Consider the following 22,413-nt stretch of genomic DNA (forward strand, 5'->3'; position numbering starts at 1 on the left):
GTCGTTTCAAATTCAAAATCTTAGAATTTTCTTGCTCAAAAAAGTTAAATACTCGAAAGACAAATCCAAATCAATAAGTGGAACGTTCCGAAACGTTCTTTTCACCGGGTTCCTAAAATAAGTTGAACTCACATTCATAACTGGTGATGTCCATGAGATGGAGTGCCTTGGCGCTAGTAGTGTTGCTTCTTGGAAGTCTGATACCATTTAGCATGGCCCAGGATGAGGCCAGTAATACAACAGCGGTTCAGCAGCTGACTCTTAATAACGCAACAAGGGAGCAGATAATTGCAGAACAGCTCATTAACCAACTTACAAAGTTAAGCGAATTTACTGAAAAAAGAGTTGAACCAATAAAGGACAAGCTCCCAGAGAACTCAACAATATTGGTGCATTATGAGAAAGCAGAGGAGTTCAAGGAAAAGGCACTTGAAGAGTTCAACAACGGCGATTATTATAACTCAATACTTGACGCGTTAACTGCAATGCAACACTACAAGATTGTTTTGAGAGAGTTAAAAGAAGGAAAAGAAAAAGTTGAGAGGGCAAGAGAATGGATAAGGGCTGAGATAGAGAGAACAATTCAATACTTCAGATTCGTTGAGAAGACAATCCATATGGCTGAAAAAGAGGGAATTGACGTTAGCAACTTGACAATGCTTTACAACGAAACAAAGCAAGCATACAAAGTTGTGTTGGACGATATCAGAGCAAAAGATTTTGAAAAAGCAAGAGAAGATCTCCAAGTAGCAAAGGAAAAGAAAGCACAGCTTGATGAGGAGTTACGGAAAGTTAGGAAGAAATTAGCTTATGCAAACGCTGACAAGATTGTAAAAGAGTTTTTAGTTAGAACAGACAAGGGCATAACCTTTGCTGAGAGAGCAATACAAGAAGCAAAAGCGAGAGGAATAGATACCTCCGAAGCAGAGGCTAAGCTTGAGGAGATAAAATCCATTTATGAAGAAGTCAAAAGCTTGGCAGAGCAGAAAAAGTGGAAAGATGCTCTAACAGTGATAATTGAAAACAAGCCAAAGATTGACGCATTTTTCAGGAGCCTCAATAAGATTCACGAAAGATTTGTTGATGAGAAGATAAAACGAGATGTTGGTGCATTCCTCAGGGAGATGCAGGACAGGATTAGAAAAGACGCTAGAGCATTACAAGAGCTCAAAAACAGAGGAGTTAACACAAGAAGATCTGAAATTGAGCTTAGAACTGCTGCACAAGAGTTACAAATAGGGTTGAGGCTGCTCAAAGAGAGGAAACCTGCCCTCGCAAAGGAGCACTTTGGCATTGCACTGAGACTGCTCTACAATGTTGAGCAGTTCATCCTTTCCCATTCCTGATTTTTTATTTTTGGAGGTGGTTAAATGAGAAAAATCATGGCTCTAATTGGGATCGCTTTGCTTGCAATTCCGTTGGTTAGTGCTGAATTCACTGTTTCTGATTTAGAGCTCACCATTTATAGAGATGGATACGTTAAGGTTTATTATCAAATTATCCCCAGCGAATATGCTGTTCAAATAAGCATTCCTCTTTTGGGTAAAGATTATGAAAACCTAATTGTGGAGGATGAAAATGGAAATCCTCTCAATTTTGAAGTTTCTGGGAATAGTGTGATAATTTATGTTAACGATGCTCAGCTTATAAAAGTCTCATATTACACTCCTGATTTAACTTCCAAGCATGGGCTTGTTTGGACTCTAAACGTTTCATCCCCTTACCCTTTTAAGGTTGTGCTTCCAGAAAATGCGATAGTTGTTGATTTAAGCGATATTCCTCTCTCGATAAGCTCAAATGTTATTTCCATGCCGCCAGGAAATCAAAGTATATCGTACACTTTAGAATACGACGTGGAGAGGAATTCTCAAAATGTGGTATACTATCTCCTTGCGGGAGTTTTAGCTATCAGTGCAGTATTTATTGGGATAAAGCTGATCTCCCGCAAAAAGGTCTCAAAAGACGTTAAAGTTGACAAGGAGGCATTTTTAAAGAAGATAGAAAAATTCGACCTAAATGACGAAGAAAGAAATGCATTGTTATACATCCTTGAAAAAGGTGGAAGAGCAAGTCAAGCAGAAGTTAGAAATGCTCTAGGGCTTCCAAAAACTACAGCGTGGAGGATGTTTAAACGCCTCGAAAAGCAAGGATTAGTGAAAATAATCAGGGGAAGAAAAGAGAACTGGGTAGAACTTAGACCTTAATGAACTCTTGCCCCCAATTTTATTTCTTTATCTGGCATCAGCAGTGCAACGTTCTCACCGTCATCTGCAGCCAAAAGCATTCCTTGGCTCTCTACACCACGGAGTTTCTTCGGCTCAAGGTTTGCTATAATCACAACATATTTGTTGAGTAGCTCCTCTTTGCTGTAGTACTTCTTAAGTCCCGCAACTAACTGTCTAACTTCGCCTCCGAGGTCAACTTTGACGATGTAGAGCTTGTCTGCGTTTGGGTGGTCTTTAACTTCGATGATTTTTCCAACCCTCAGGTCAAGCTTTGCAAAATCATCAAACTTTATATATTCCATCTTTTTACCCTCCCTTTTCTTCTCATTCTTCTCAAATTTTTCCCCGTAGATGCTCTTAAGTATTGCCATTGCCTCCTCCTTTCTCTTTTCGCCAAACTTCTCAAGGGTAACCTTTACGACTTCGTCCATCTTATAGTATTTTTCAAGAAGAAGTTTTGCGCTCTCTGGATTTCCTCTGGCGATGTGCTTAACTATGAAAAATATGATGTCTTCATCAGTGACCTTCCTAAAGAGTATCTCAGCTTTTCTAACTCTATGTCCAGCCGGAATTTCGGTGAACTCCCACTTCTTAAGCTCCTCAAGGTTTAAGAGGTGCCATATTTTTTCGCTTGCATCTGGGAGGAACGGCTCAATGAGTATTCCAAGGGCTTTGACTATCTGGAGGGAAACATTGACTGTTGTTGCTGTTCTCTGTTTGTCAGTCTTTGCGGTCTTCCAAGGCTGCTGGTAATCGAAGTAGCGATTTCCAAAAGCGGCTAATGCCATAACTCTCTTCAATGCATCTTTGAAGCGGTATTTCGCTATCAGCTCTCCAACTTCCTCAAATGCCTTTTCAATTTCCTCAAACGCTTGTCTATCTAATTCATCAAGCTCTCCTCTCTCAGGAACTTTTCCATCAAAATATCTGTTAACAAAGGTTAGAGCTCTATGGACAAAGTTTCCAAGGATGTTAACTAGTTCCTCATTTATCTTTGCCTTGAAGTCCTTGAAATTAAAGTCCGAATCCCTCGTTTCGGGCATTATTGCCGTTAGGTAGTACCGGAGGTAGTCAGCGGGGAATTCATCCAGGAATTCATGAACCCAAATGGCCCAGTTTCTGCTAGTTGAGAACTTCTTGCCTTCCAAGTTGAGGTATTCGTTGGCTGGGATATCATAAGGCAGTAACCACTCAAATTCTCCGTTTTCATCTTTAAACTTTCCATAGCTCATTAGGAAAGCCGGCCAGAAAATTGCATGGAATGGTATGTTGTCCTTCCCGATGAAGTGAATTATTTTTGTTTCTTCTCCGTCATAATTTGCCAACCAGTACTTTTTCCATTCTTCTTCCTTACCTATGCGCTTGAAGTACTCAATTGTTATCGATATGTATCCTATTGGAGCCTCAAACCAAACGTAGAGAACTTTGCCCTTCATATCTTCATCTTCAAGTGGCACTGGAATTCCCCAGTCCAAGTCTCTGGTTATAGCCCTCTCCTCAAGTCCCTCCTTTATCCATCCAAGAACTGTATTCCTAACGTTGGGCTTCCAGTGTTCGTTACTCTCAATCCATTTCCTAAGCTTTTCCTGGAAGTCTTGCATTTTGATGTAATAATGGGCTGAATCTTTGAAGGTTATGGGATTTCCGCAGAGGTTGCACCTTGGATTTATTAGAATTTCGGGAGTTAGCGGCCTTCCGCAGACCTCACACTGGTCTCCCCTCTGCTCCTCAGCCCCACAATAAGGGCAGGTACCAATTACAAACCTATCTGGGAGGAATCTCTTATCGTGTTCACAGTAAGCTTGCTTTGTTACCTTCTTTACAAGGTGTCCGTTCTCAAGGGCTTTTAAGAAGAAATCCTGGCTGACCTTGTAGTGAACTGGCAACTCCGTTCTTCCGAAGTAATCAAAGCTTATCTTAGCCCTTGCAAAAGTGGTCTTTATGTGTTCGTAATAGTAGTCAACAATCTCCCTCGAACTCTTGCCCTCCTTCAACGCCCTGAATGTTATCGGCGTCCCGTGCTCATCGGTTCCACAGATGTAAACCACATCTTCCCCTTTTAGTCTAAGATATCGGACAAAGATATCCGCTGGCAGATATGCTCCAGCCAAATGTCCTGCATGTATGGGGCCATTAGCGTAAGGTAAAGCTGATGTTACCATATATCTTGTCATCGTTATCACCTCGAAAAACTAACGTTATTGGCTTTATAAGTGCTGTGAAATTTAAACATTACGGTGAGTTATTTTTAATAGATAAAAATATGCTCAGTTATGCATAAACTAATGCTATCTCCACCGAACATTATTTAACATGAGAGCAGAAAGTCTTTTGGTGATTACATGAAAGCACGAGTAAGGGAGAAATTCAAATTTGATGCAGCTCATGCGGTTGTTATCAATGGGGAACCAGAAGAAATCCACGGTCATACTTTCAGGCTTGAAGTAGTTGTAGAGGGAGAGCTTAGGGAGGGGTATGTAATTGATTTCTTAGAGCTCAGAAAGATTGTTGAAAGCGTTATAGCTAACTTGAGGCATAAAAATCTCAATAAGTTTTTTGACAACCCCACTACCGAAAATATAGCAATGTGGATTGCCCAAAAGGTTAAAGAAGAACTGCCTCCAAATGTCAAGCTTCAGAGAATTGTCCTCTGGGAAGGAGATGAAAACGGAGTCGAGTTTGAATTCTAAAGTTCAGCCGCTCAGCACATCCCTAAACTTGATGTAGTAAATGATCACCACCAAAAACATCAAGCTCCAGATACCAAGGGCAACCTTCCATGCTGGATAGAGGTCAAGCAAGGGGCCTATGATCATTAGCCCCAGTGGAGTTGAAATATTTACGAGCATCCCCAGAGCTGAAAACACCCTGCTCCGGAGTTCGCTTGGCACTGCCCTCTGAATTCTTGCCTGTAGAGGAATGCTGATTATTGCACTGCTAAAGCCCCAGAGAAGGTTTATTGCAAGCAGACATGCAAATACCGTTGCTGTAGAAATCATTACAAAGGGAGAAATCAAAAAAACAAAGGCAACCATCACAGCACCGTTGAAGAAAAGGGATTTAAAAAACAGTTTTCCAGCTGTTCTTCCAAGTTTTACCGCAACCAACATATTGCCCAAAAGCATTCCGACCATAAGTGAAGACTGAAGAACCCCAAATTGTTGACTTGAGAGCTTTAAAACTATCCTGTAAACGTATGGTTCCAATACAGAACCGAATGGCTGTCCCAAGGCGTTCATAAACAGGGCAAAGCTCATCAAAACTATGAGATAACGACTTGATAGTAAGAATGACAGTCCTTCATTTATATCATTTATAACTTCACCAAAGCTCTCCAGCTCTCTTGTTTTCCATTCATACTCTATCAGCAGTTCAAAGATGCCTGAACCAAAGAAGCTCAGTGCGTTTATCATGAACGCAAGCTTTACACCTCCAATTGCATATACCAGACCACCAAGTGCTGGCCCAATGAGGCGGGCAACTATTGAGAGGGAGCTCACTATTGAATTCGCCCTCTCAAGCTTGTCAGACTCAACCAGATCAGGGAACATGGCACTTGTAGATGTCCCGAAAAATGTGCTCATTATCGCAAGAACAATCTGAAGAATAAGAAGCTGATATATCTGAAAGAGGTTGAGAAAAATAACTCCAAAAAGAAGAACTCCCCTAAGCAGATCAAAACCTACCATCAGGGCTTTTCTGTTGTATCTATCACCAACAACACCAGCAAAGGGCATGAAGATTAAGGAGGGAATTATATCCGCCAAAACAAAAACGCTCATCATACCCCCGCTCTGGGTTTTATCAAGGATGTACAGAGGAAGGGCAACTTCGTGAACTGCCCACCCTATTTGAGACACAAATCTTCCAACTGCAAAGAGCCAAAAATTTCTACCGAGACCCTCTTTCATTATTACCACGTCTATGGTTTTTATAAACACTTTGTAAAGTAGAATTTATAAAGTTTTTGCTTTCTGCTTCAGAGCCTCAGTTTTCTGCATCTGCAACAGCTGAAAAAGAGTAAAAAAGAATGGGAATTCATTTCCCAGCAATCTTAACATTCTCAAAGGCAATCCACGGAGTTATTGTCGTTCCGTGGAACGGAATTACCTTCTGCTCTTTACTGATTGCATAAATCTGGTTAATGAGCTCATAGACGTTTCCAGACATCATGAAGACTGTTGAGCCTTTGATTTCCCCGTTCTCAATTAGGAAAGCGGGATTTGCTACAACTGCAAAGTTTCCATTATCTGGGTTGCTTGAGTGTGCTCCTTGGAATCCATCGACGAGGTAGCCATGGTCAATATCAGCTATCAAGTCGCTTAGGCTTTCTTTTCCTTTCTCAATGACAATGTTGTGGAATCCTATGCCAATTCCACCTGTTGAGAGGTTCCTCGTCCCGTTTCCAGTGCTTTCTGTTCCATAAACTTTGGCCCAGTAGTTGTTCCACACGAAGCCTTTGAAGATGCCATTTTCAATGAGAATGTTCTTTCTCGTTGGAACTCCTTCATCGTCAGCTATAACTGGCTTTAAGCTGAGCTCATGGAATGGATCATCGTAAATTGTCAAAAGCTCGCTTGCAATTTTTTGCTCAACTTTGTTCAGTAATGGCGTCGTTTCTTTAATTACCCTTTCACCGCTGAAGGCTGGGAAGAGCGCATAACTTAAAAGGGAAGCCATTGCCCATGGCCCGATTATCACCTTTGCCTCCTCGGTCTTGCTTTTCTCAACGTTGTAGGCCCATTTGACTTTTTGAGCAACATCTTCAACAACTTTCTCAACCTCAAGGTTCAAGCCGAGCTTGGCATCAAATTCAAATATACCCGGTGTTACATTGCCGTTTTTCCTCCCAATGAGCTCGAGGTAGAAGTAAGCTCCACCCCCTTCTTGGAAGACATCTATGCCATGAGAATTTACAATTAAGCTCTCGCTCCACTCTGCTCCTCCTCCGCCACCAGCAACAACAAAGCCTTTGTCTTTCTCTAAGGCAAGCTTGATGGCTTTGGTTGCTAAGTCCACAAAGTAATCTGGAGAAACCTCCTTAACTTCCTTGCTTATCTTCTTTGGCTCTCTATATTTGCCAGGCTCCGGAAGTGAAACCCACTTCTCATCTGGAGCATTGAGCTTTGCCATCTTATATGCTTCTTCAATCGCTTTCTTGATTTCCTCTTTATCCTCGCTGTCAATTATGCTTATTCCTATGCGTTTGTCCTTTATGCCCCTAATTACAGTAATTGTTCTCTGTCTCACAGAGGAAGTTGAGACCTCGTTAAGCTCAATGTTAACTCCAACGTCTCTGTTTCTATACACAGCAATCTCAAGCTCGTCAAAAAACTTTTCTCCATAGCGGATGAGCTCTTCCATTTCAATCACCCGATGATTATTCCTCCATCAAATCTCATGTGAGGTCCTCCGGAACTAACAAATGCTGTCTGTCCCTTTCCACAGAAACCTGTCTCAATTCCAAAGTCCTTTCCCACAGCAGTTATCTTCTTTAAAGCTTCAATTGCAATTCCGCTGATAGAAGTGTCTCTTATTGGCTTTGTAATTTCACCGTTCTCAATCATATAGCCCTCTTGCACACCAACTTGGAATGCTGAATTGAGCTGAGCTTGACCTCCTCTAAAGTCAACGACATAATAGCCGAACTTAATGTCCTCAATCATCTCTTCAAAGCTCCAGTCGCCGGGCTCAAAAATTGTATTGCGCATTCTGATAATTGGTGGAAAAGTGTAGTCTTGGGCTCTCGCATGTCCGTTTGGCTCAATTCCCCACTTGTGGGCATATTCTCTATTGACCATAAGTTCCTTCAGAATTCCGTTCTCGATGATGTGAATATCTTTAACAGGAACGCCCTCATCGTCATATTTGTCGTTTCCAAAGCCGCCATCAACGATTCTCTCGCTCATTGTAACGAACTCAGGTGCAATTTGCTTACCCATGAGGTCTTTAAACGGTGAGTTAATTGTAAGATCAGCCTCAGCCAAGTGCCCTAAAGCCTCGTGGGCAATGATTCCAACTATAATTGGCCCCGCAACAATCGGGAATTCTCCTCTTTTCGGTGCAACACCGTTAAGCTGAGCGTGGAGCTTCTTTAAAACTCTCTGAGCAACAACTTCATTAGTTTCCTTTGTCTCGAATATCTCCCAGCCATAATCTACCTGCCCTATTGAGTCTCTGCTTGCAGCTAACTTATCTCCTTCCTTTCCAGTTGTCCAGATGTACTGGACAAGATAGTTGACGTCCCACCTTATCTTTGTTCCTTCGTTTGTAAGGAGAATCTTCTCACCGCTTGCATCTTCATAGCGAATCATTGTGGACTTGACAACTTTATCTTCCTTAAGGAGTTTTTCAAGTTCTTTAAGATGATCAATTTTTTCATCAATGTCAACTTCGACTGGCTTAATCTTCATCTTGCTTTTTACAACGTCTTCAACCGGCTTTATCTCAGCAAGCTGAATCTTTTCCCTCTTTGCTTTTGCTCCAGCCTTTGCTAGCTTGTATGCCTCGTCAATTGCCTTTTCTAAGTTCTCCAAGCGGTTGGTTGAGGAAAAACCCCAAGCTCCATCTGCAAGAACTCTTATTGCAACTCCTCTTTGAACTCTGTTGGTGAATGTTACAAAAGTTCCATCCTTAAGTTCAAGATTGGTTTTTTTGAGATTCTCATAGCGCAACTCTATGTATTCTGCTTTCAGATTGTTCATCGCCCATTCAAGGGCTTTTTCAAGAACATCTTGCATGTTGATCACCCCAAATTGTTCATCCAAGTAATTTACATTACCACCATATAAAAGGATTTTGCGCAGATTTGAACACTTAAATACTCATCTGAAGGAAGTCTTTTTAGAGAAGTAAAATTAAATTACACTAGAGGTGAAGGAAATGAAAGCCGAAATTAATGAGTTCATTGATAGGAGAACTTATAAGAAAGCTCCATTATTTGAAGGTCAGCTTCCCGAGGGAAGCTATGCTCAAATAGTTGAAATTAAACCAAAGCAGACTGTTCCAAAGCACTATCATGAGAAGCAGTACGAGCTGTTTTACATAATTAGCGGACAAGCAAAGCTCGGCATTGGAAAAAAAGAATATGATGCAAAGCCTGGAGATATCTTTTTAGTTAAGCCCAAGACTGTTCATTGGGTTATCAATGAAAATGAAGAGCCATTCAGACTTTTTGTGGTTAAGTTGAACTATTTTGGAGATGATAGCGTTTGGCTTGAGTGATTTTTCTTTTAGCTCCTTTCTGAATTCCCTTCCACTTCTGGAACTAAGAAGTTGCAGTTGAACTCATTGCTCTCGCCAAGAAGCCTTTTGAATACTCAATTTAGATTATAGTCGGGAGCAGAATTAATCACCAAAAAGATTTTAACGCTCAAATTGAGTTCAAATCATGAATATCCCAGAGATGCTATCATTAATTGTAGTGGGATTTTTGCTGAAAAGGATGATTAAATCACGAAAACCTTTTTCTGTAATTAGATTTCTCGCCAGTGATGTCCTTTTGGCATTTTATGTGTTCTCAAACGTTGCCTCGAAGGATTTGGAATACCTAATGGAGATTAAGGTTGTTTTCATGTACGTATTTTTGATAATTGGAGTCTCCCTCGTTGGATCTTATCTTTACGGCTTACGATTAGAGGACAAGAAGTGGAGAGCTGCTTTGATGATTCTCTCAATATATCCAAATACTGTCGCCTTAGGATTTCCAATAGCAAGCTTGTTCTTGGAAGATTTGACTCCAGCAATCATTTATGCAAGTACGAATACGCTGATAGTTCTTCCGATTTCAAGCTTCATAGCTGCTCACTACTCAAGTGGCGGTGCTTCATTGAAGGAAACAGTAAAAAGAGCACTGAGGTTTCCACCCGTAACTGCAAATTTGCTAGCTTTAGTCCTTGTTATTAGCAGAATAAACCTACCTTCTCACTTCCTTGATATTCTGCACAAAATCGGATGGTGGAGTATTCCACTGATCTTGGTTTACTTTGGCTCAACGATAAATTTGAGGAAGTTTGAGATAAGAAAACTCTTGGAGGTTGCAGCTTTTAGAATAGTTCTGCCTTTTATCTTTGTGTTCCTAACACTTAATGCTCCAAAGGAAATATTTTGGGCAGTACTTGTTGAAGCCTCAATGCCCCCAGCCATTGTTGCCAACGTCATCTTAGCCCAGTACAAACTTAAGGAAGAGGAGAGTATTGGAGTTACAATAGTCCTTACACTCTTGGTAATTTTGCTGTTTGTAATATTACGTATTCTGCTGTAGCCTCTTTTGAAAAGATTACTTCCCTTAATGTCTTTGTTCATTCACTAACTTTTTGACTAAATCTACAAGCGCATTAAGGTCTTTGATATGATAATCAGCATCATCAACAAAATTGTTAAATCTCAAAACTTGAACCGCTTTAATTCCAGCTCTATGTGCTGCTTTTACATCCAGCTCACTGTCTCCAACAACAAGGGCCTCATTGGGAGAGACATTCAGAGCTTTGAGGGATTTCTGAATCAAGTAGGGATTTGGCTTTACGCCGTCAAGATAAGAATAATCCTTACCAAAAACAGCGTCAAAGTATTTCCTCAAATCAAAAAGCCTCAGCACAAATTCTGTGCAGTCTTGGGAGGCATTACTTACAGCGGCAAGCTTCAATCCCATTGTTTTTAGCTCGGGAAGAGTTTGAGGAACATCTGGAAAGACCTTAATCTTGCCCTCTTTTGCTAATGCTTTCCGATATTCAAGATTCACTGTATCAACAAGCTTCCAGAATTCTACATGGTTTATGCCAAGAGTTTCAACATAACTTCTGGGGAGAATCCCCTTAACCATCTTTCTATAAGTGAGAAAATCTAGGTTTATACCACGCTCTTGAAGTGCTGGCTTGAGGTATCTACTAAACCAGGCTTCAGTGTTGTAACTTTCGTAATACACCAATGTTTCATCAACATCGAAAATTAATGCCCTAATCAATTTGCACACCTCAGACAAGACCGATATCATCACTATTCAGCCGGTTGATCCGTCATCATTGGTCAAGAAGAATTAAAAGAAGGAAGTTAAAAACTTTATTCAGAAAAGGTCTTCAAGCTTGACGTCAATCTTATCTGGTATAAATGGCAATACGTGTCTTGTTGTCTTTGGTGAGAAAACTTCCCCTTTCTTTACAAGCTCCATAACTTCTTCTTTGCTTGGTGCTTTTCTTATGAAGACATAGTCAATTTCCCCTTTGCTCATGTCTTCTTTTGCATCCTCTTTGAGACCATAGTAGATAAGCTCAATCTCTCCTTCAACGCTCATCTCATCAAGAACTTTGCTTACAAGCTTCTGCTCTTTTAATCCACCGGGAATCTTGAAGGCTTTATCTCTGCCAACTAAAGCGAAGGCAATCTCTCCTTTTTCTGCCAGCTCTTCAGCATCTTCGCACTCTTCAACTGTAAGCCCCTCTTTCTTTAATCTTTCGAGAACTTTCTCCAAGTCGCCTTTGAAAGCTGGATACCAAGTATAAACCTTTACATCATTGCTGAAATAGTCCAAAATCACTGATGGCGCTCTTTTAGCTCCAAGCTTCATAAGACCAGCCCATCTGTGATGACCATCTACAATCAGATACATATCCTCACCGGGAACTTTAGCTAAAAGCATCGGCTTCCAGAAAATACCTGAACCAGTAACACTCTCAATAAATGCCTCAAGCTCCTTTTGAACAAGTTGTTCATGAGGTTTCATTTTTTCCAGCTCAATAAAAACATATTCAACCTTTTTAACTGGAATATCGTACTTTGGAACCTTTTCAACTCCCATGAACATACCTCCCAAAAGCTTTACATTATTGTGAAACATTTTATGGAATAAAAAGCTTTTCCTACAAACTTTGCAAAGGCAAAGTTTCTTTATCCTTTTCCAAGTGCTTTTTATTGAGAGATTTATCTCAATTGTAGGAGAAAATTCAGAAGATATCAATGCTCTCTCTTTCTGCAATTTTCATTGTGTAGCATTTTACTTTAAAGCCTGGAATTGAAGACTTGAGTATTAAGATAGTTTCTTCGAATCCCTCAGGAGTTATATGTGATGTAAATTCTATAACCTGATCATTAATGCTGTAAAGCCAAGCATTGATAATATCAGGAACCGCTTCCCTGTTCAAAAGTGAAATTGTAATTATGTTTAATTCTTTAAGTTCTCCCTTCTCAAAACTTGCTAATGAGGCTTTGATGGCCTTATTCATGAAATCTTCTCCAAACTCATGATATAGTCCTTCCAAAGTGGCTACAATGACAACAATCGGCTTATTCTTGGGTGCCTTAGAAGCAACCTCCCTGTACAATCTTATCAACTTCGGAAGCGCTGTTTCATCGTGCCAATCATTTATCTGATAAACATATAGCTCAGCTTGTGGAATCTCATATCTTGATCCAAAAAGGTCAATTATGTAGAGATTTCCCTTTTTCCCCTCTTGTTCAATATCTATGCCAAGATACTTTGCCCTCAACTTAAGTTTTGAAAGTGGTAAGGTAGTGCTGAGTATTATGCCAACTGCACCGTAGTTTATTAGATTCTTAAATATCTTCAATCCAAGTATCCACCCTAAAGATCTCTTATCATAGGATATTAGCAAAGTCCCCCTGTTAACTAGCCCTCCTCTCAAAGCTTCATCTATCTCACGTATTCCCGTCTTAATTATTCCACGAATCATTTTAAAATCCCCTATTATTTGTTATTACTTTAATCAAAAAAAACTTATCGATTTAAAAATTTAAAAACTTGCAACAATTTTAAAAAAGTCAAAAAATAATAAATTTTAGTCAAGTATTAAACACACTGGAAAAGATTTTTGGCTAATAATTTTTAATATTCAAAAAACAATACTGTTTGAGGTTAGAAATGCTATATACTGCCCAAAGAGCAATGTCTCATAAGAGGGATAATTAAACAACTAGCTAAGTTTCATACAAATTTGGATAAAGAAAGAAAATTCCTGCTAACTCGCTTATACCTCACATACTCACTTCCACTCCATCAATTTCATCGTTCACTGACTTCACAACTTTTAGGGAAAAACTCCTCCCGTGCTTAGTTACCCTAACTACTGTACTCGCGAGCTCCTCAAGCAATGATAAAACATGCGGCATCTTCTTCAACAAGTCTGTGTTGATGAAATAAAACGCAATCCTCCTATCATCCTCAATAAAAGAGGAAATCGAATTAACGAGTTCAAACACTTCCCTTTCAGATTCAACTAATAGGAAAAGCTTCTCAAAGCCCAAAACAGGGTTTATTACCCGCTCCCTTGGCAATGAGTCTAAGAGTGCTCTGTACTTGCTCTCTCGAATTACCGGTTCTTTAATGTGAAGATGACCAACGACCTGTCCAACATTTAACCTACCACCAAGCTTTATGACTTTAACATCATTTAAAATACTCGTATCAAGTCCAGCTAACTTTAGGTGGGCCCTATACACGTAGAGAGTGTCCAAAATATCATCTACGAGCACATCATAGCCTTTCCCTTTAGCCCACTTTATCAAGTAATAAACCCATAACGCTGGACTAGTGTGTGAATCATGCTCTATTAAAACAGTCTCCCCAAACTTAAGACTATTCCAAATTTCACCAACATCCCCCTTCATGTAGAACCCTCCTATGATATCTCCGCAAAGTCCCTAAAATACTTTACGTATGTAATTCTTACTCCAAAACTATGAGAACATTTCACCCCTATATTTTGTAAAAACTTCCAAACTTCTCCAATTTTCCAAAAGAATTTTGTAGGGAATCTACGATAAGCATATATCTCCTAGCACTTACTTGCATAATCCCGAGTATGCTGTTGTGAGAATTCCAAAGGAGATTGTTGAGATTTAAAAGAGTGCTTGGAGAGGATAAAAATGATGAGAAACGTTTTTGGGCTGGATGGTGGGCCCGCGGGGATTCGAACCCCGGACCTCCACCTTGTCAGGGTGGCGTCATAACCAGTCTAGACCACGGGCCCGCCCAAGTTTGGTGGACCGGCCGGGATTTGAACCCGGGGCCTCCGCCTTGCCAAGGCGGCGCTCATCCCAGGCTGAGCTACCGGCCCACCCGCCAAATTATAGACGTTAAAGTGAGTTTATAAAGTTTTCGCCTTAGATATAGCCGAACCTTTTTAAAACATGCAGTATTCCCTCGGCCCCACCTTCTCCATAGGGTTTCTTAGTTATGTAATCTGCCTTTCTCTTCAGACTTTCTGGAGCTTGAGCGACCGCTACTCGGTAACCAACGACTTCAAAAGCGTCCAAATCGTTCTCGCCATCTCCAATGTGGGCAACTTCACTTGGCTTAATACCCAAGATTTCACAGGCTTTCTTTATCCCATTGCCTTTATTGACCCAAGGTTGTTTCACGTGGATTGCATATCCAGAATCAACTGCAACTAGATTCAATCCAAGTTTTTTTATGAGCTCTCTAACAACTCCAACAGAAACAGTTCTCTTCAGAACAAGTCCAGCTCGTCTTTCACCATATTTCATTGTGTAGCTCATTTCTGCCTCAGGATAGCGTTTCTTCAGCTCGCTCCAAAGTATCATGCACTCTCCCATGTCCCCAAGATAAATGCGGTTATCTCCTTTATGATCCGCGACAACTCCACCGTCTTCAGCTATTATTGGCCCTGTTGTCCCAATTAAAATGCTAGCTCCCATTGCAAAGCCTGCAGTATTTCCTGTTACAAGCATCACTTTGATCCCCAAGCTTTCAGCCAACCTAATGGCCTTGAGAGCCTCTTCGTGAAGCCTTCTATCTTTATAGGTTATTGTTCCGTCAATATCCACCGAAATAACTTTAATCATGCAAATCACCTCAATGATCCTTCATAATCTCCCTCAAGACGCTTGTAGCATAAACCCCTTTAGGAAGGAAGAACTTAAAAGCTAGAGCATTCTCTTCGGGGAGGGCTTTATATTTAAACTCTAAAGGCTTTATTAAAAGCTCCCTCCTTCCACCGGGCTCAGCCAGAATTTTTAGGCTTTTCATTTTGAACTCTTTTAGACTTATTTCCTCCTCTTCAAGTATCTCCCTCTCTATTTTCCCCATTTCTCCGTCTGCTAAACGAGAAGCAAAACCAAATATTGGGCCTGTAACCATTGCCTCTCCCTTTTTGATTTTTTCATTTACCAGCCTTAGTGTTCCTCGTGTGACCTTGAAGGTTTTACTCCTCAAAGGAATCCCGCGCTTAACTTGACAGACAATATCGCCCACTAAAGCCTCATTGAGAGGTAGGCATTCCTCAATTCTTCTAGAGAGGGCTTTATTGAAGAGATACGACTGGTATGAGTGTATAAAAATTCTGAGAATTGGTCTTGGTAGGACTGCAAACGCCTTTTTCCAGCTTCCGGTCTCTTTATAACGATAGAGCATCGCTCTCTCGTATCTCAAGAATTTCGGAAATTCTTCTAATGCTCTCTCAATATCCCTAGTTTCTAGGAAATTTTTCCTAGCTTCATCGCCTTCCATTTCGCCGGTATATTCACCTAAAAATTTAATTGCAGCCTCTTCAAACTGTCCTTTCAATAGGAGCTTCCCGATTTCGTGATTCACAACTCTTCTCTCACCAAAGCGCTGATATCCAAAATAATTTGGGAATCCTCCTTTAGATTTAAGCTCAGCTATTATTTCCCTTGTTCTTTCAAAAGCTTCCTCAATTGGTAAATTTGGCTCTCTAATTACGATTCTAAACTTGTTCCCAACCAACATGCCGAGCTTTAAGGGTTTGCCATAACCAACAAACTCGAGCTTTATATCTTGAATTTTCAAAGAATCAAGTTTTTCTTTTAATGTGATATCACAAATGCTGATGTATTGAACCGTAAATGCATGTCTGTCTTTTGTTCCAGCAAACCCAATATCCTTATAATGGATTCCAATTCTTTTTGCGATTTCTTTTATAGCTGCCATTGTTTCCCAATTCTTCTTCTTGAGCTTGTAGATTAAGCAAGGTCCCCTGCTAATCAACCTTTTTGGGACTACCTCAACAACTATGAAATCCTCGGGTTTCTGTTTAATTTTTCCCCCAATGCCTGGAGTTTCACTTAAATGCTTAAATTGTCTGAAAAACTCCCTGTAGTCCATTTATATCACTCACACCAGTTTTAAGTGTCCTGTAACTTTATCAACAAGCTCTTCAGGTGCAGGTCCAATTGCTAGGCAAGTTATAGTTCCAGGGGGAATTTCAGTTAATCCGGCATCTCTGATAAGGGCAGTTGGTATTCCAAGCTTCTCTGCCTCCGCTTTTAACTCAAAGAGCTCCTTTTCATTCTGAGCTTTTACAACTACTTTTTTCTGTCCCTCATGGAACCATGCCTTGAACCATTCTGGTTTCTCCTTATATGCCTTAAACGCTGCTGTAACTGCACCATGGGCAACTTGAACTGCCAATTTCCCCTTGCTGAGCTTTAAATCCTGCCTAACTACCATAACCTGCTTGTACTTGAACATGTTTCATCCCTAAAATAGGGGAGAAAAAGAGTATATAAAGGTTAAGAAAAGTTCAGAGAACTTCCTCTTTTTCAACTTCTGGAGTCTTAACTTCTTGTTCCTCTTCTTCTTTCTTTGGAAGCCCTCCGGGTCTCTTCTTTCTCCTCTCCAGCTTACTCTTGACAATTTCGTACTTGTTCTTGTAGTTTACTGTTGCAGCTCCAAGAGCAACGACTAATATTAGCAGAATCACTATTAAAGGAGTTTTGTAGTCTAGCTTCTTTGGAAGGTAGTTTACTGTAACGTTTTCAATTGCTTGTGCAAGCGGTGTTGGATTATTTAGACTATCTAGGGTCTTCTTTATATAATCGGGTAATTCTTCTGGCTTTGGATATACTTTCTGAACTTTCTCCTCAACAATGACTTTTGGTGGAATTGAATTGACAATTAACAGGTTTCCAAAGTACTTCTCGTGCCAATTGCCGAGTGGGTCTTGGTATTTGAGCTTTGCGCCGATGATTGAAACTGCTTGCTTGAGGATGACGTATTGCCCTTCAACTATCTTCTCCTCTCCAGCTTTTATATCGCCGAGTTTAATCGTTGTTTCACCATCAATGCTGTCTGGTAGGATAAGTTCAAGAGTTGCATTCTTTATAAACTCAAATTCAGGGTTTCCTTTTCCAGCCGATATCTTAAATCTAAGCTTAACGCTCTTTTCTTGTGTTGTAACATAAGTGCTCCAAGTTCCGTTGAAAGCTTCTGCTGAAAGTGAAATCTCAGGAATTGAGTACACCACAATTCCTCTGACCTCGTTTGAAGTTACAACCTTCTTCTGTCCAGCTTCATTGTAGTATTCTACTTTCACCTTTCCAAGGTCATACTTACCAACTTGGGTTGGCTTTAGGGTATACACCAAAACAGGCATCTTTGTAAATGCATCGAGAGTTTTCAGCGACCATGTTCCAATTCCGCTCTTAAGCTCAAAGTTGTTTGGCAGGGGAGCAATTACATTGACGTCAAAGGCTTTTCCTCTTCCTTGGTTCTCGACATTTACGAATACTATAAGCTCTTCACCATTGAGAAGCATTTCCTTAACATTTGTGCTCAAATCAACTTTGATTTTAGCCTCTCTAACTATCGGCAGCACTTCTGCACCACTTGGAGCATAAATTTTGATGTAGGTTCGGTTATATACTAAATCAACACTGTTTGGGGGTATCTCAATTCTAATTGGAGCTTTCTTGCTTGTATAGCTACCTCCCTCTTTCACCCTAAATGTTTCTAGTGGGGTGTTGTTCTCATTAAATAAGCTCAAACTTGAGTAGTATCCTATTGAGTTAAGCCTGAGCTTGTACACGGTTGAATTGTAGTTTATTGTAAGGATCTCTCCAACATACAAAATGTCGTTGTATACAAGCTCTGTTGGCTCAAGTGTAGTCTCGGTTGTAGTTGTCTCTTCTGTGGTTGCTCTTTTTATTTTCAAAGTTGTTGCAGCATATTTGGGGACATAAATATCAACTGTAGCATATTCATTGTTTACGGAACTCTTTAACACCACAAAAACATAAGGGTAGTATGATACATCATCAGTTAGCTGATAGGTAATTCCAAATCCATCATTTTCATTAACTGTTTTGGTTATTGTCGTGTAGGGCAAGTAAACGGTGAACTTAGCACTTGTGTCATAAGCATCGACGAGCTTTATCTTTATGCTGGGGAACCCTGATGGTAGAGCATAGGCCTCTCCCTCATTGAGCTTTTCATCTAAAGCAATTTTAACTAAGGGGGACTCAATTGCAACTAGAATCGTCTTTTTGTCTGACCGAGCCCACTTCAATGTAAGTTTGAGGAGGGTATTTGTGGAGCTGGGGTAGTAATAGCTATCTCCTAATCCCAGAACTGCTGTTGCTTTTTTGACACCGTTCTCGTAAATGTCCAATGCCGCTTTTGTCCAATATGGATCAACGTCCGCAAACTTAATTTCATAATTGCCGAAAACAACGGAATCTTTTAAGCCCAGTTCAATCAAACTCAATCCTGCGTATTCTGGAACAGAAATGGATTTTACCACTGGAGCCGTCGATAAAAGCAAGAGTCCAATCAACATTAGGGCTATCCGCTTCATGCTTCTTCTCCTCCGGGGATTATTAAATTAAACCTAAATTGAAAAAGGGTAAAAGTAGTATAAAGCTGTTATGGTGTCAATCTTTTCCTATCTCTTGGGAATAATATAACCTCTCTAATATTACCCAAGTTGAGCATCTGCTTAATTAGTCTTTCAGCACCTAAGCCAAAGCCCCCGTGGGGAGGCATCCCATATCTGAAGGCTTTTAGATAGAACTCAAAGCTCTCAACGTTCAGCCCTTTCTCTGCTATCTGCTGCTTGAGAACTTCATAGCGGTGCTCTCTCTGACCACCAGAGGTTATTTCAACGCCTCTGTACTCTAAATCAAAAGCTCTTGAGATCTTGGGGTTGTCATCATATTTCATGATGTAGAACGGCTTAGCTTCACTTGGATACTGATAAATAAAGTACAAGTCCTCATCGTAGTTCTCCTTGACATATTGACCAAGGAGCTTCTCTCCCTCAGTGTCTATGTCCTCTCCCCAAGGAATTTCTTTGCCCAAGTCTCTAAGAATCTCAAGTGCCTCAGTGTATGTTATTCTTCTAAACGGCAGCTTTGGCTCTTCGAGTTCAAAGTTGAGAATTTTAAGTTCCTTCTCATTGTGCTCTCTTACATAGTTGATTGCATATGCCACTAAGCGTTCTAGTATTTGCATGACCTCCTCTTCATTTTCAATGAAGGCAATCTCCGCGTCAATGCTCCATGCTTCATTTAGGTGTCTTGTCGTGTTGTGCTCCTCAGCCCTAAATATTGGGGCAATCTCAAAAACTCTATCCAAGCCTGAGGCCATCATTATCTGTTTGTAAAGCTGTGGAGATTGAGCCAAGAAAGCATCTCTCTCGAAATATTTCATTGGGAACAGCTCGGTTCCGCCTTCTGTGGCAGTGGCTATAATTTTTGGAGTGTGTATCTCTATGAAGCCCTCATTGTGGAAGAACTCTCTTACAGCTTTAAAGACATTTGAGCGGATTTTGAAGATTGCCATAACTTCTGGCTTTCTTAAGTCAATAAAGCGGTTGTCTAAGCGGGTGTCAAGCTCTGCTTTAACTTTTCCTGTTGGATCTAATGGAAGGGGCGTCTCAGCCTTTGAAAGAATTTCAAGCTTCTCTGGAATAATTTCAAATCCTAATTTAGCTTTTGGTGTGAAGTTCACTATTCCTTCTACAGCAATAACGTCTTCGCTATTTAGCTTTGGAATTAATTTGAAAATCTCTTCACTAACTTTCTTTTTAGGTGCTGTTACCTGTACGATGCCTTCTCTGTCTCTAATCCAAAGGAACTTGATTCCTCCAAGGTCTTTGACCTCGTAAACCCAACCCGCAACTTTAACTTTTTGTCCGTTAAGTTCTTCAGTTATTTGACTTGAATAGTGTGTTCTATACATTCTCAAACCTCCAAAAAGAATAAAATTCAGATGAAAGCAATTTTAGCTTCTTTTCCTGTGATTTGGGCCAAGATGTTTTCTAAAACTTCAGGCTTTTCAGGGAGCTTGTTCCTGTCCCTCTGGAGAACCAAGACCTTGTAATACTGCCCACCATTTGGCTTGTAGACTACGTTAACTCCGAATATGCTTGCTGGATAGAAGAGGTCAGTTGCAAGCTTCTTAACGTCGTCTGTTCCTTTGATCTCCCTACCCTCGATTACCCTAATCCTCTTCCCGAGTTCCCTCATGAGAAGCTTGATATTCTTTCCGCCCTTACCTATCGTAAGCGGAACATCGCCCTCGCCGACCATAATAACGATTAGATCTCCAGCCTCAACAGCTTTCTTGAACTCTATGTCAGCATCGCCCAAGAGCTTATAGAGCAATCTTGCAATTTTAACGTCAAGCTCAGAAATAATCCCCTCTTGCAGCTTTTTTTCATCTGCCGGACAGAGAATGTCGTCAGTTTTCAAACAAACCTCACAGATTGGTGCTTTCATTTGCTCACCTCCTATTTATATTGAAGAATGAACATAACAAGCTAACACTTTTTTGTGAGAGCTCTTTAAAAACCTTATCATAGCTGAACTGATGCCGTAGGGTAAGAAGTTCGTGATTTTCATGGAGTATCTGTAAATTCATACTAGCTCAAAGGCATTAGGTTTAGCATAACTAATTCAACACTATCGCTAAACTTCGAAATATAGAAAGAGAGAAAGGGCCGTCAAAACTGATACATATGTCAAATGCAAAAATTAAAGCTCTCCTTCAATCTCCTTCCTAATCCTTTTTATGAACTCCTCGACATATCTGTGTCTCTCAAGAGCCATTTCTTTGGCTGTTTTTGTGTACATCAAATCTTTAAGCTTTAGGATTTTTTCCTCGAAGTGCTTAAGAGAATCCTCTATACTTCTTCCATGTTCACCAGAATACATAAAGACCCTTGCAATCCCTATTGCTCCTATTGCATCAAGCTTGTCTGCATCGCTGAGGATTTTTGCCTCCAATGTCTGTGGTTCTGGCGGTCTTGAAAATCGATGGGCCTCAATCGCATGAGCCACTTGCTCCGCTTTTTCATAGCCCAATCCTTCAAGAAAGCGCTTGGCAATTTTTGCTCCTTCTTTGGCATGGTCTTCAATTTTCCCTATGCTTTCAAGCGGTCTTGCAATATCATGAAGGAGAGCAGCTAAAGCTAGAACCTCCAAATCCGCACCCTCTTTCTCTCCAATGTGCATGCAGAGTGCAAGAACTCTTTCAGTGTGTGAGAATCCGTGTGTGCCTTCTCTTTCAAAAAAGCTTCTGGCAAATTCTTCAGTCTTTTTGATTAGAGCTAAGCTTTTCTCATCTTTTATGAAGTCTTCGATTTTCATCTTGATCACCTAGCTTTTTGACTAAAGCTGATAATTCACTGTTTCCTTTAAAAGCTCAACGATTTTTTCATGGATCTCAACACTTAGCCCGTCAACGCTCATAACAGGTTTCTTAATTATCCCGTCAATTAATCCAGCAGAAACTATTACTTCCAAGTTCTTTCGTTCATTCCAATCCTTCAGAAGGTTCTCTCCAATTTCAAGCGACGCTTGAGCAACCAATCCGTAAGCTCCCCAATTGGAGACTGCAGAAACTATGAGCTCATCGGTCTTAACCACAGTTGCAATCTTCTCTCCAAGAGGAATGTATTTTTCAATGAGATGTTTAATCTTTCCCATACCTATTTCGTTGCCGCCATCACCAATCCCAATGGTCGGAATTCCCAATTCCTTAGCTTCCAAAAATACCTTATCAAAGGGTGGAACTTCTACTTCCATACCACTCATGGAATAGTATTTTCCATCGCTTGCTCTTCCAACAGTCTCAACACTTATTAAGAGAGAATAATCTGAGGTAGCTGGTTTATCAACGAACGTAACATCAAAAGGCCTCAAGGCTTTTTTTACCTGCTCATGCGCCCAAATTTCCGCTTTTCCTCCAATTCTCTCAACAGATTTGTAAAGTGCTAAAGCTCCCAAAGGCCCGTCAGTTTCACAGATATTCATGGGGGGGATTGGAAAGCTCGAGACTATCAAAACCTTCTCCGAATTGTCTAGGAGCAGTTTTGCAGCATTTTTCAAAAAATTGAAATTCTGAAGGCGGTATTTCAAATAGACTTTTAAAATCCCTCTGCCATAAATATCAGTATTTATTATGTGAGCTATCATT

The 22,413-nt window shown here is 40.4% G+C and carries 21 protein-coding genes and 2 tRNA genes; 5 read left to right on the forward strand and 18 right to left on the reverse strand.

Going from position 1 to position 22,413, the window contains the following annotated elements; translation table 11 throughout:
• Positions 1-152: 152 nt before the first annotated feature.
• The gene (locus tag E3E24_RS03535; RefSeq protein ID WP_167885653.1) at positions 153-1,346 is read left to right on the forward strand and encodes a hypothetical protein; all 1,194 of its coding nucleotides are present in this window, start codon (positions 153-155) and stop codon (positions 1,344-1,346) included.
• Between the two features lie 24 nt (positions 1,347-1,370).
• Entirely contained in the window at positions 1,371-2,204 is an 834-nt protein-coding gene (locus tag E3E24_RS03540) for a winged helix-turn-helix transcriptional regulator (protein WP_167885654.1), read from the forward strand.
• Here E3E24_RS03540 and metG read toward each other — a convergent pair.
• Positions 2,201-4,399 carry a methionine--tRNA ligase gene (metG, locus tag E3E24_RS03545; protein ID WP_167885655.1) on the reverse strand — a complete coding sequence of 733 codons (2,199 nt, stop codon included), beginning with the start codon at positions 4,397-4,399 and terminating at the stop codon, positions 2,201-2,203. The two genes, E3E24_RS03540 and metG, sit on opposite strands and share 4 nt — an antisense overlap.
• Positions 4,400-4,567: 168 nt before the next feature.
• Between metG and E3E24_RS03550 the strand changes: the two genes are divergently transcribed.
• Entirely contained in the window at positions 4,568-4,915 is a 348-nt protein-coding gene (locus E3E24_RS03550) for a 6-carboxytetrahydropterin synthase (RefSeq protein WP_167885656.1), read from the forward strand.
• Positions 4,916-4,918: 3 nt separating this feature from the next.
• Here E3E24_RS03550 and E3E24_RS03555 read toward each other — a convergent pair whose 3' ends face one another.
• The 3 genes from E3E24_RS03555 to E3E24_RS03565 form a co-directional block, all read right to left on the reverse strand.
• The gene (locus E3E24_RS03555) at positions 4,919-6,136 is read right to left on the reverse strand and encodes an MFS transporter (RefSeq protein WP_167885657.1); all 1,218 of its coding nucleotides are present in this window, start codon (positions 6,134-6,136) and stop codon (positions 4,919-4,921) included.
• A 127-nt stretch (positions 6,137-6,263) separates the two neighbouring features.
• Positions 6,264-7,589: a TldD/PmbA family protein gene (locus E3E24_RS03560; protein ID WP_167915652.1), complete on the reverse strand. Its 1,326-nt coding sequence runs from the start codon at positions 7,587-7,589 to the stop codon at positions 6,264-6,266.
• A gap of 5 nt (positions 7,590-7,594) precedes the next feature.
• The gene (locus tag E3E24_RS03565; protein ID WP_167915653.1) at positions 7,595-8,965 is read right to left on the reverse strand and encodes a TldD/PmbA family protein; all 1,371 of its coding nucleotides are present in this window, start codon (positions 8,963-8,965) and stop codon (positions 7,595-7,597) included.
• Positions 8,966-9,107: 142 nt separating this feature from the next.
• On the opposite strand from E3E24_RS03565, the gene E3E24_RS03570 reads away from it, so the two are divergent.
• Both E3E24_RS03570 and E3E24_RS03575 read left to right on the forward strand, forming a co-directional pair.
• Positions 9,108-9,449, forward strand: a complete 342-nt coding sequence (locus E3E24_RS03570; protein WP_167915654.1) for a cupin domain-containing protein — start codon at positions 9,108-9,110, stop codon at positions 9,447-9,449.
• 166 nt (positions 9,450-9,615) lie between these two features.
• A complete protein-coding gene (locus E3E24_RS03575; RefSeq protein WP_167915655.1) occupies positions 9,616-10,488 on the forward strand; it encodes an AEC family transporter in 873 nt (290 codons plus the stop codon).
• Between the two features lie 24 nt (positions 10,489-10,512).
• Here the strand turns inward: E3E24_RS03575 and E3E24_RS03580 are convergent, their stop codons facing one another.
• The 14 genes from E3E24_RS03580 to E3E24_RS03645 form a co-directional block, all read right to left on the reverse strand.
• Entirely contained in the window at positions 10,513-11,187 is a 675-nt protein-coding gene (locus E3E24_RS03580) for an HAD family hydrolase (RefSeq protein ID WP_167915656.1), read from the reverse strand.
• Positions 11,188-11,286: 99 nt separating this feature from the next.
• Positions 11,287-12,018 carry an L-serine kinase SerK gene (serK, locus tag E3E24_RS03585; protein ID WP_167885663.1) on the reverse strand — a complete coding sequence of 244 codons (732 nt, stop codon included), beginning with the start codon at positions 12,016-12,018 and terminating at the stop codon, positions 11,287-11,289.
• A 145-nt stretch (positions 12,019-12,163) separates the two neighbouring features.
• Entirely contained in the window at positions 12,164-12,910 is a 747-nt protein-coding gene (locus E3E24_RS03590; RefSeq protein ID WP_167915657.1) for an ATPase domain-containing protein, read from the reverse strand.
• Between the two features lie 301 nt (positions 12,911-13,211).
• On the reverse strand, positions 13,212-13,844 hold the full coding sequence (locus E3E24_RS03595; protein ID WP_167915658.1) for a DUF257 family protein: 633 nt from the start codon (positions 13,842-13,844) through the stop codon (positions 13,212-13,214).
• A 284-nt stretch (positions 13,845-14,128) separates the two neighbouring features.
• A tRNA-Val gene (locus E3E24_RS03600) sits at positions 14,129-14,206 on the reverse strand.
• Positions 14,207-14,215: 9 nt separating this feature from the next.
• A tRNA-Ala gene (locus E3E24_RS03605) sits at positions 14,216-14,293 on the reverse strand.
• Between the two features lie 46 nt (positions 14,294-14,339).
• Positions 14,340-15,041 (reverse strand): phosphoglycolate phosphatase, encoded by a 702-nt coding sequence (locus E3E24_RS03610; protein WP_167915659.1) that lies wholly within the window; start codon positions 15,039-15,041, stop codon positions 14,340-14,342.
• A 10-nt stretch (positions 15,042-15,051) separates the two neighbouring features.
• Positions 15,052-16,320, reverse strand: coding sequence for a tRNA pseudouridine(13) synthase TruD (truD, locus tag E3E24_RS03615; RefSeq protein WP_167885669.1), 1,269 nt, complete (start codon positions 16,318-16,320; stop codon positions 15,052-15,054).
• Between the two features lie 9 nt (positions 16,321-16,329).
• Positions 16,330-16,686 carry a peptidyl-tRNA hydrolase Pth2 gene (pth2, locus tag E3E24_RS03620; protein ID WP_167885670.1) on the reverse strand — a complete coding sequence of 119 codons (357 nt, stop codon included), beginning with the start codon at positions 16,684-16,686 and terminating at the stop codon, positions 16,330-16,332.
• A 52-nt stretch (positions 16,687-16,738) separates the two neighbouring features.
• A complete protein-coding gene (locus tag E3E24_RS03625) occupies positions 16,739-18,790 on the reverse strand; it encodes a DNA cytosine methyltransferase (RefSeq protein WP_167915660.1) in 2,052 nt (683 codons plus the stop codon).
• A gap of 68 nt (positions 18,791-18,858) precedes the next feature.
• Positions 18,859-20,175 (reverse strand): aspartate--tRNA(Asn) ligase, encoded by a 1,317-nt coding sequence (gene aspS / locus E3E24_RS03630; protein WP_167915661.1) that lies wholly within the window; start codon positions 20,173-20,175, stop codon positions 18,859-18,861.
• A 26-nt stretch (positions 20,176-20,201) separates the two neighbouring features.
• A complete protein-coding gene (locus E3E24_RS03635; protein ID WP_167885673.1) occupies positions 20,202-20,714 on the reverse strand; it encodes a KH domain-containing protein in 513 nt (170 codons plus the stop codon).
• A gap of 255 nt (positions 20,715-20,969) precedes the next feature.
• The gene (locus E3E24_RS03640; RefSeq protein ID WP_167915662.1) at positions 20,970-21,584 is read right to left on the reverse strand and encodes an HD domain-containing protein; all 615 of its coding nucleotides are present in this window, start codon (positions 21,582-21,584) and stop codon (positions 20,970-20,972) included.
• A gap of 21 nt (positions 21,585-21,605) precedes the next feature.
• On the reverse strand, positions 21,606-22,412 hold the full coding sequence (locus tag E3E24_RS03645; RefSeq protein WP_167915663.1) for a DUF4392 domain-containing protein: 807 nt from the start codon (positions 22,410-22,412) through the stop codon (positions 21,606-21,608).
• Position 22,413: the final 1 nt, after the last annotated feature.

The sequence above is a fragment of the Thermococcus sp. LS2 genome, from assembly GCF_012027375.1.
Taxonomy (GTDB): Archaea; Methanobacteriota_B; Thermococci; order Thermococcales; family Thermococcaceae; genus Thermococcus_B.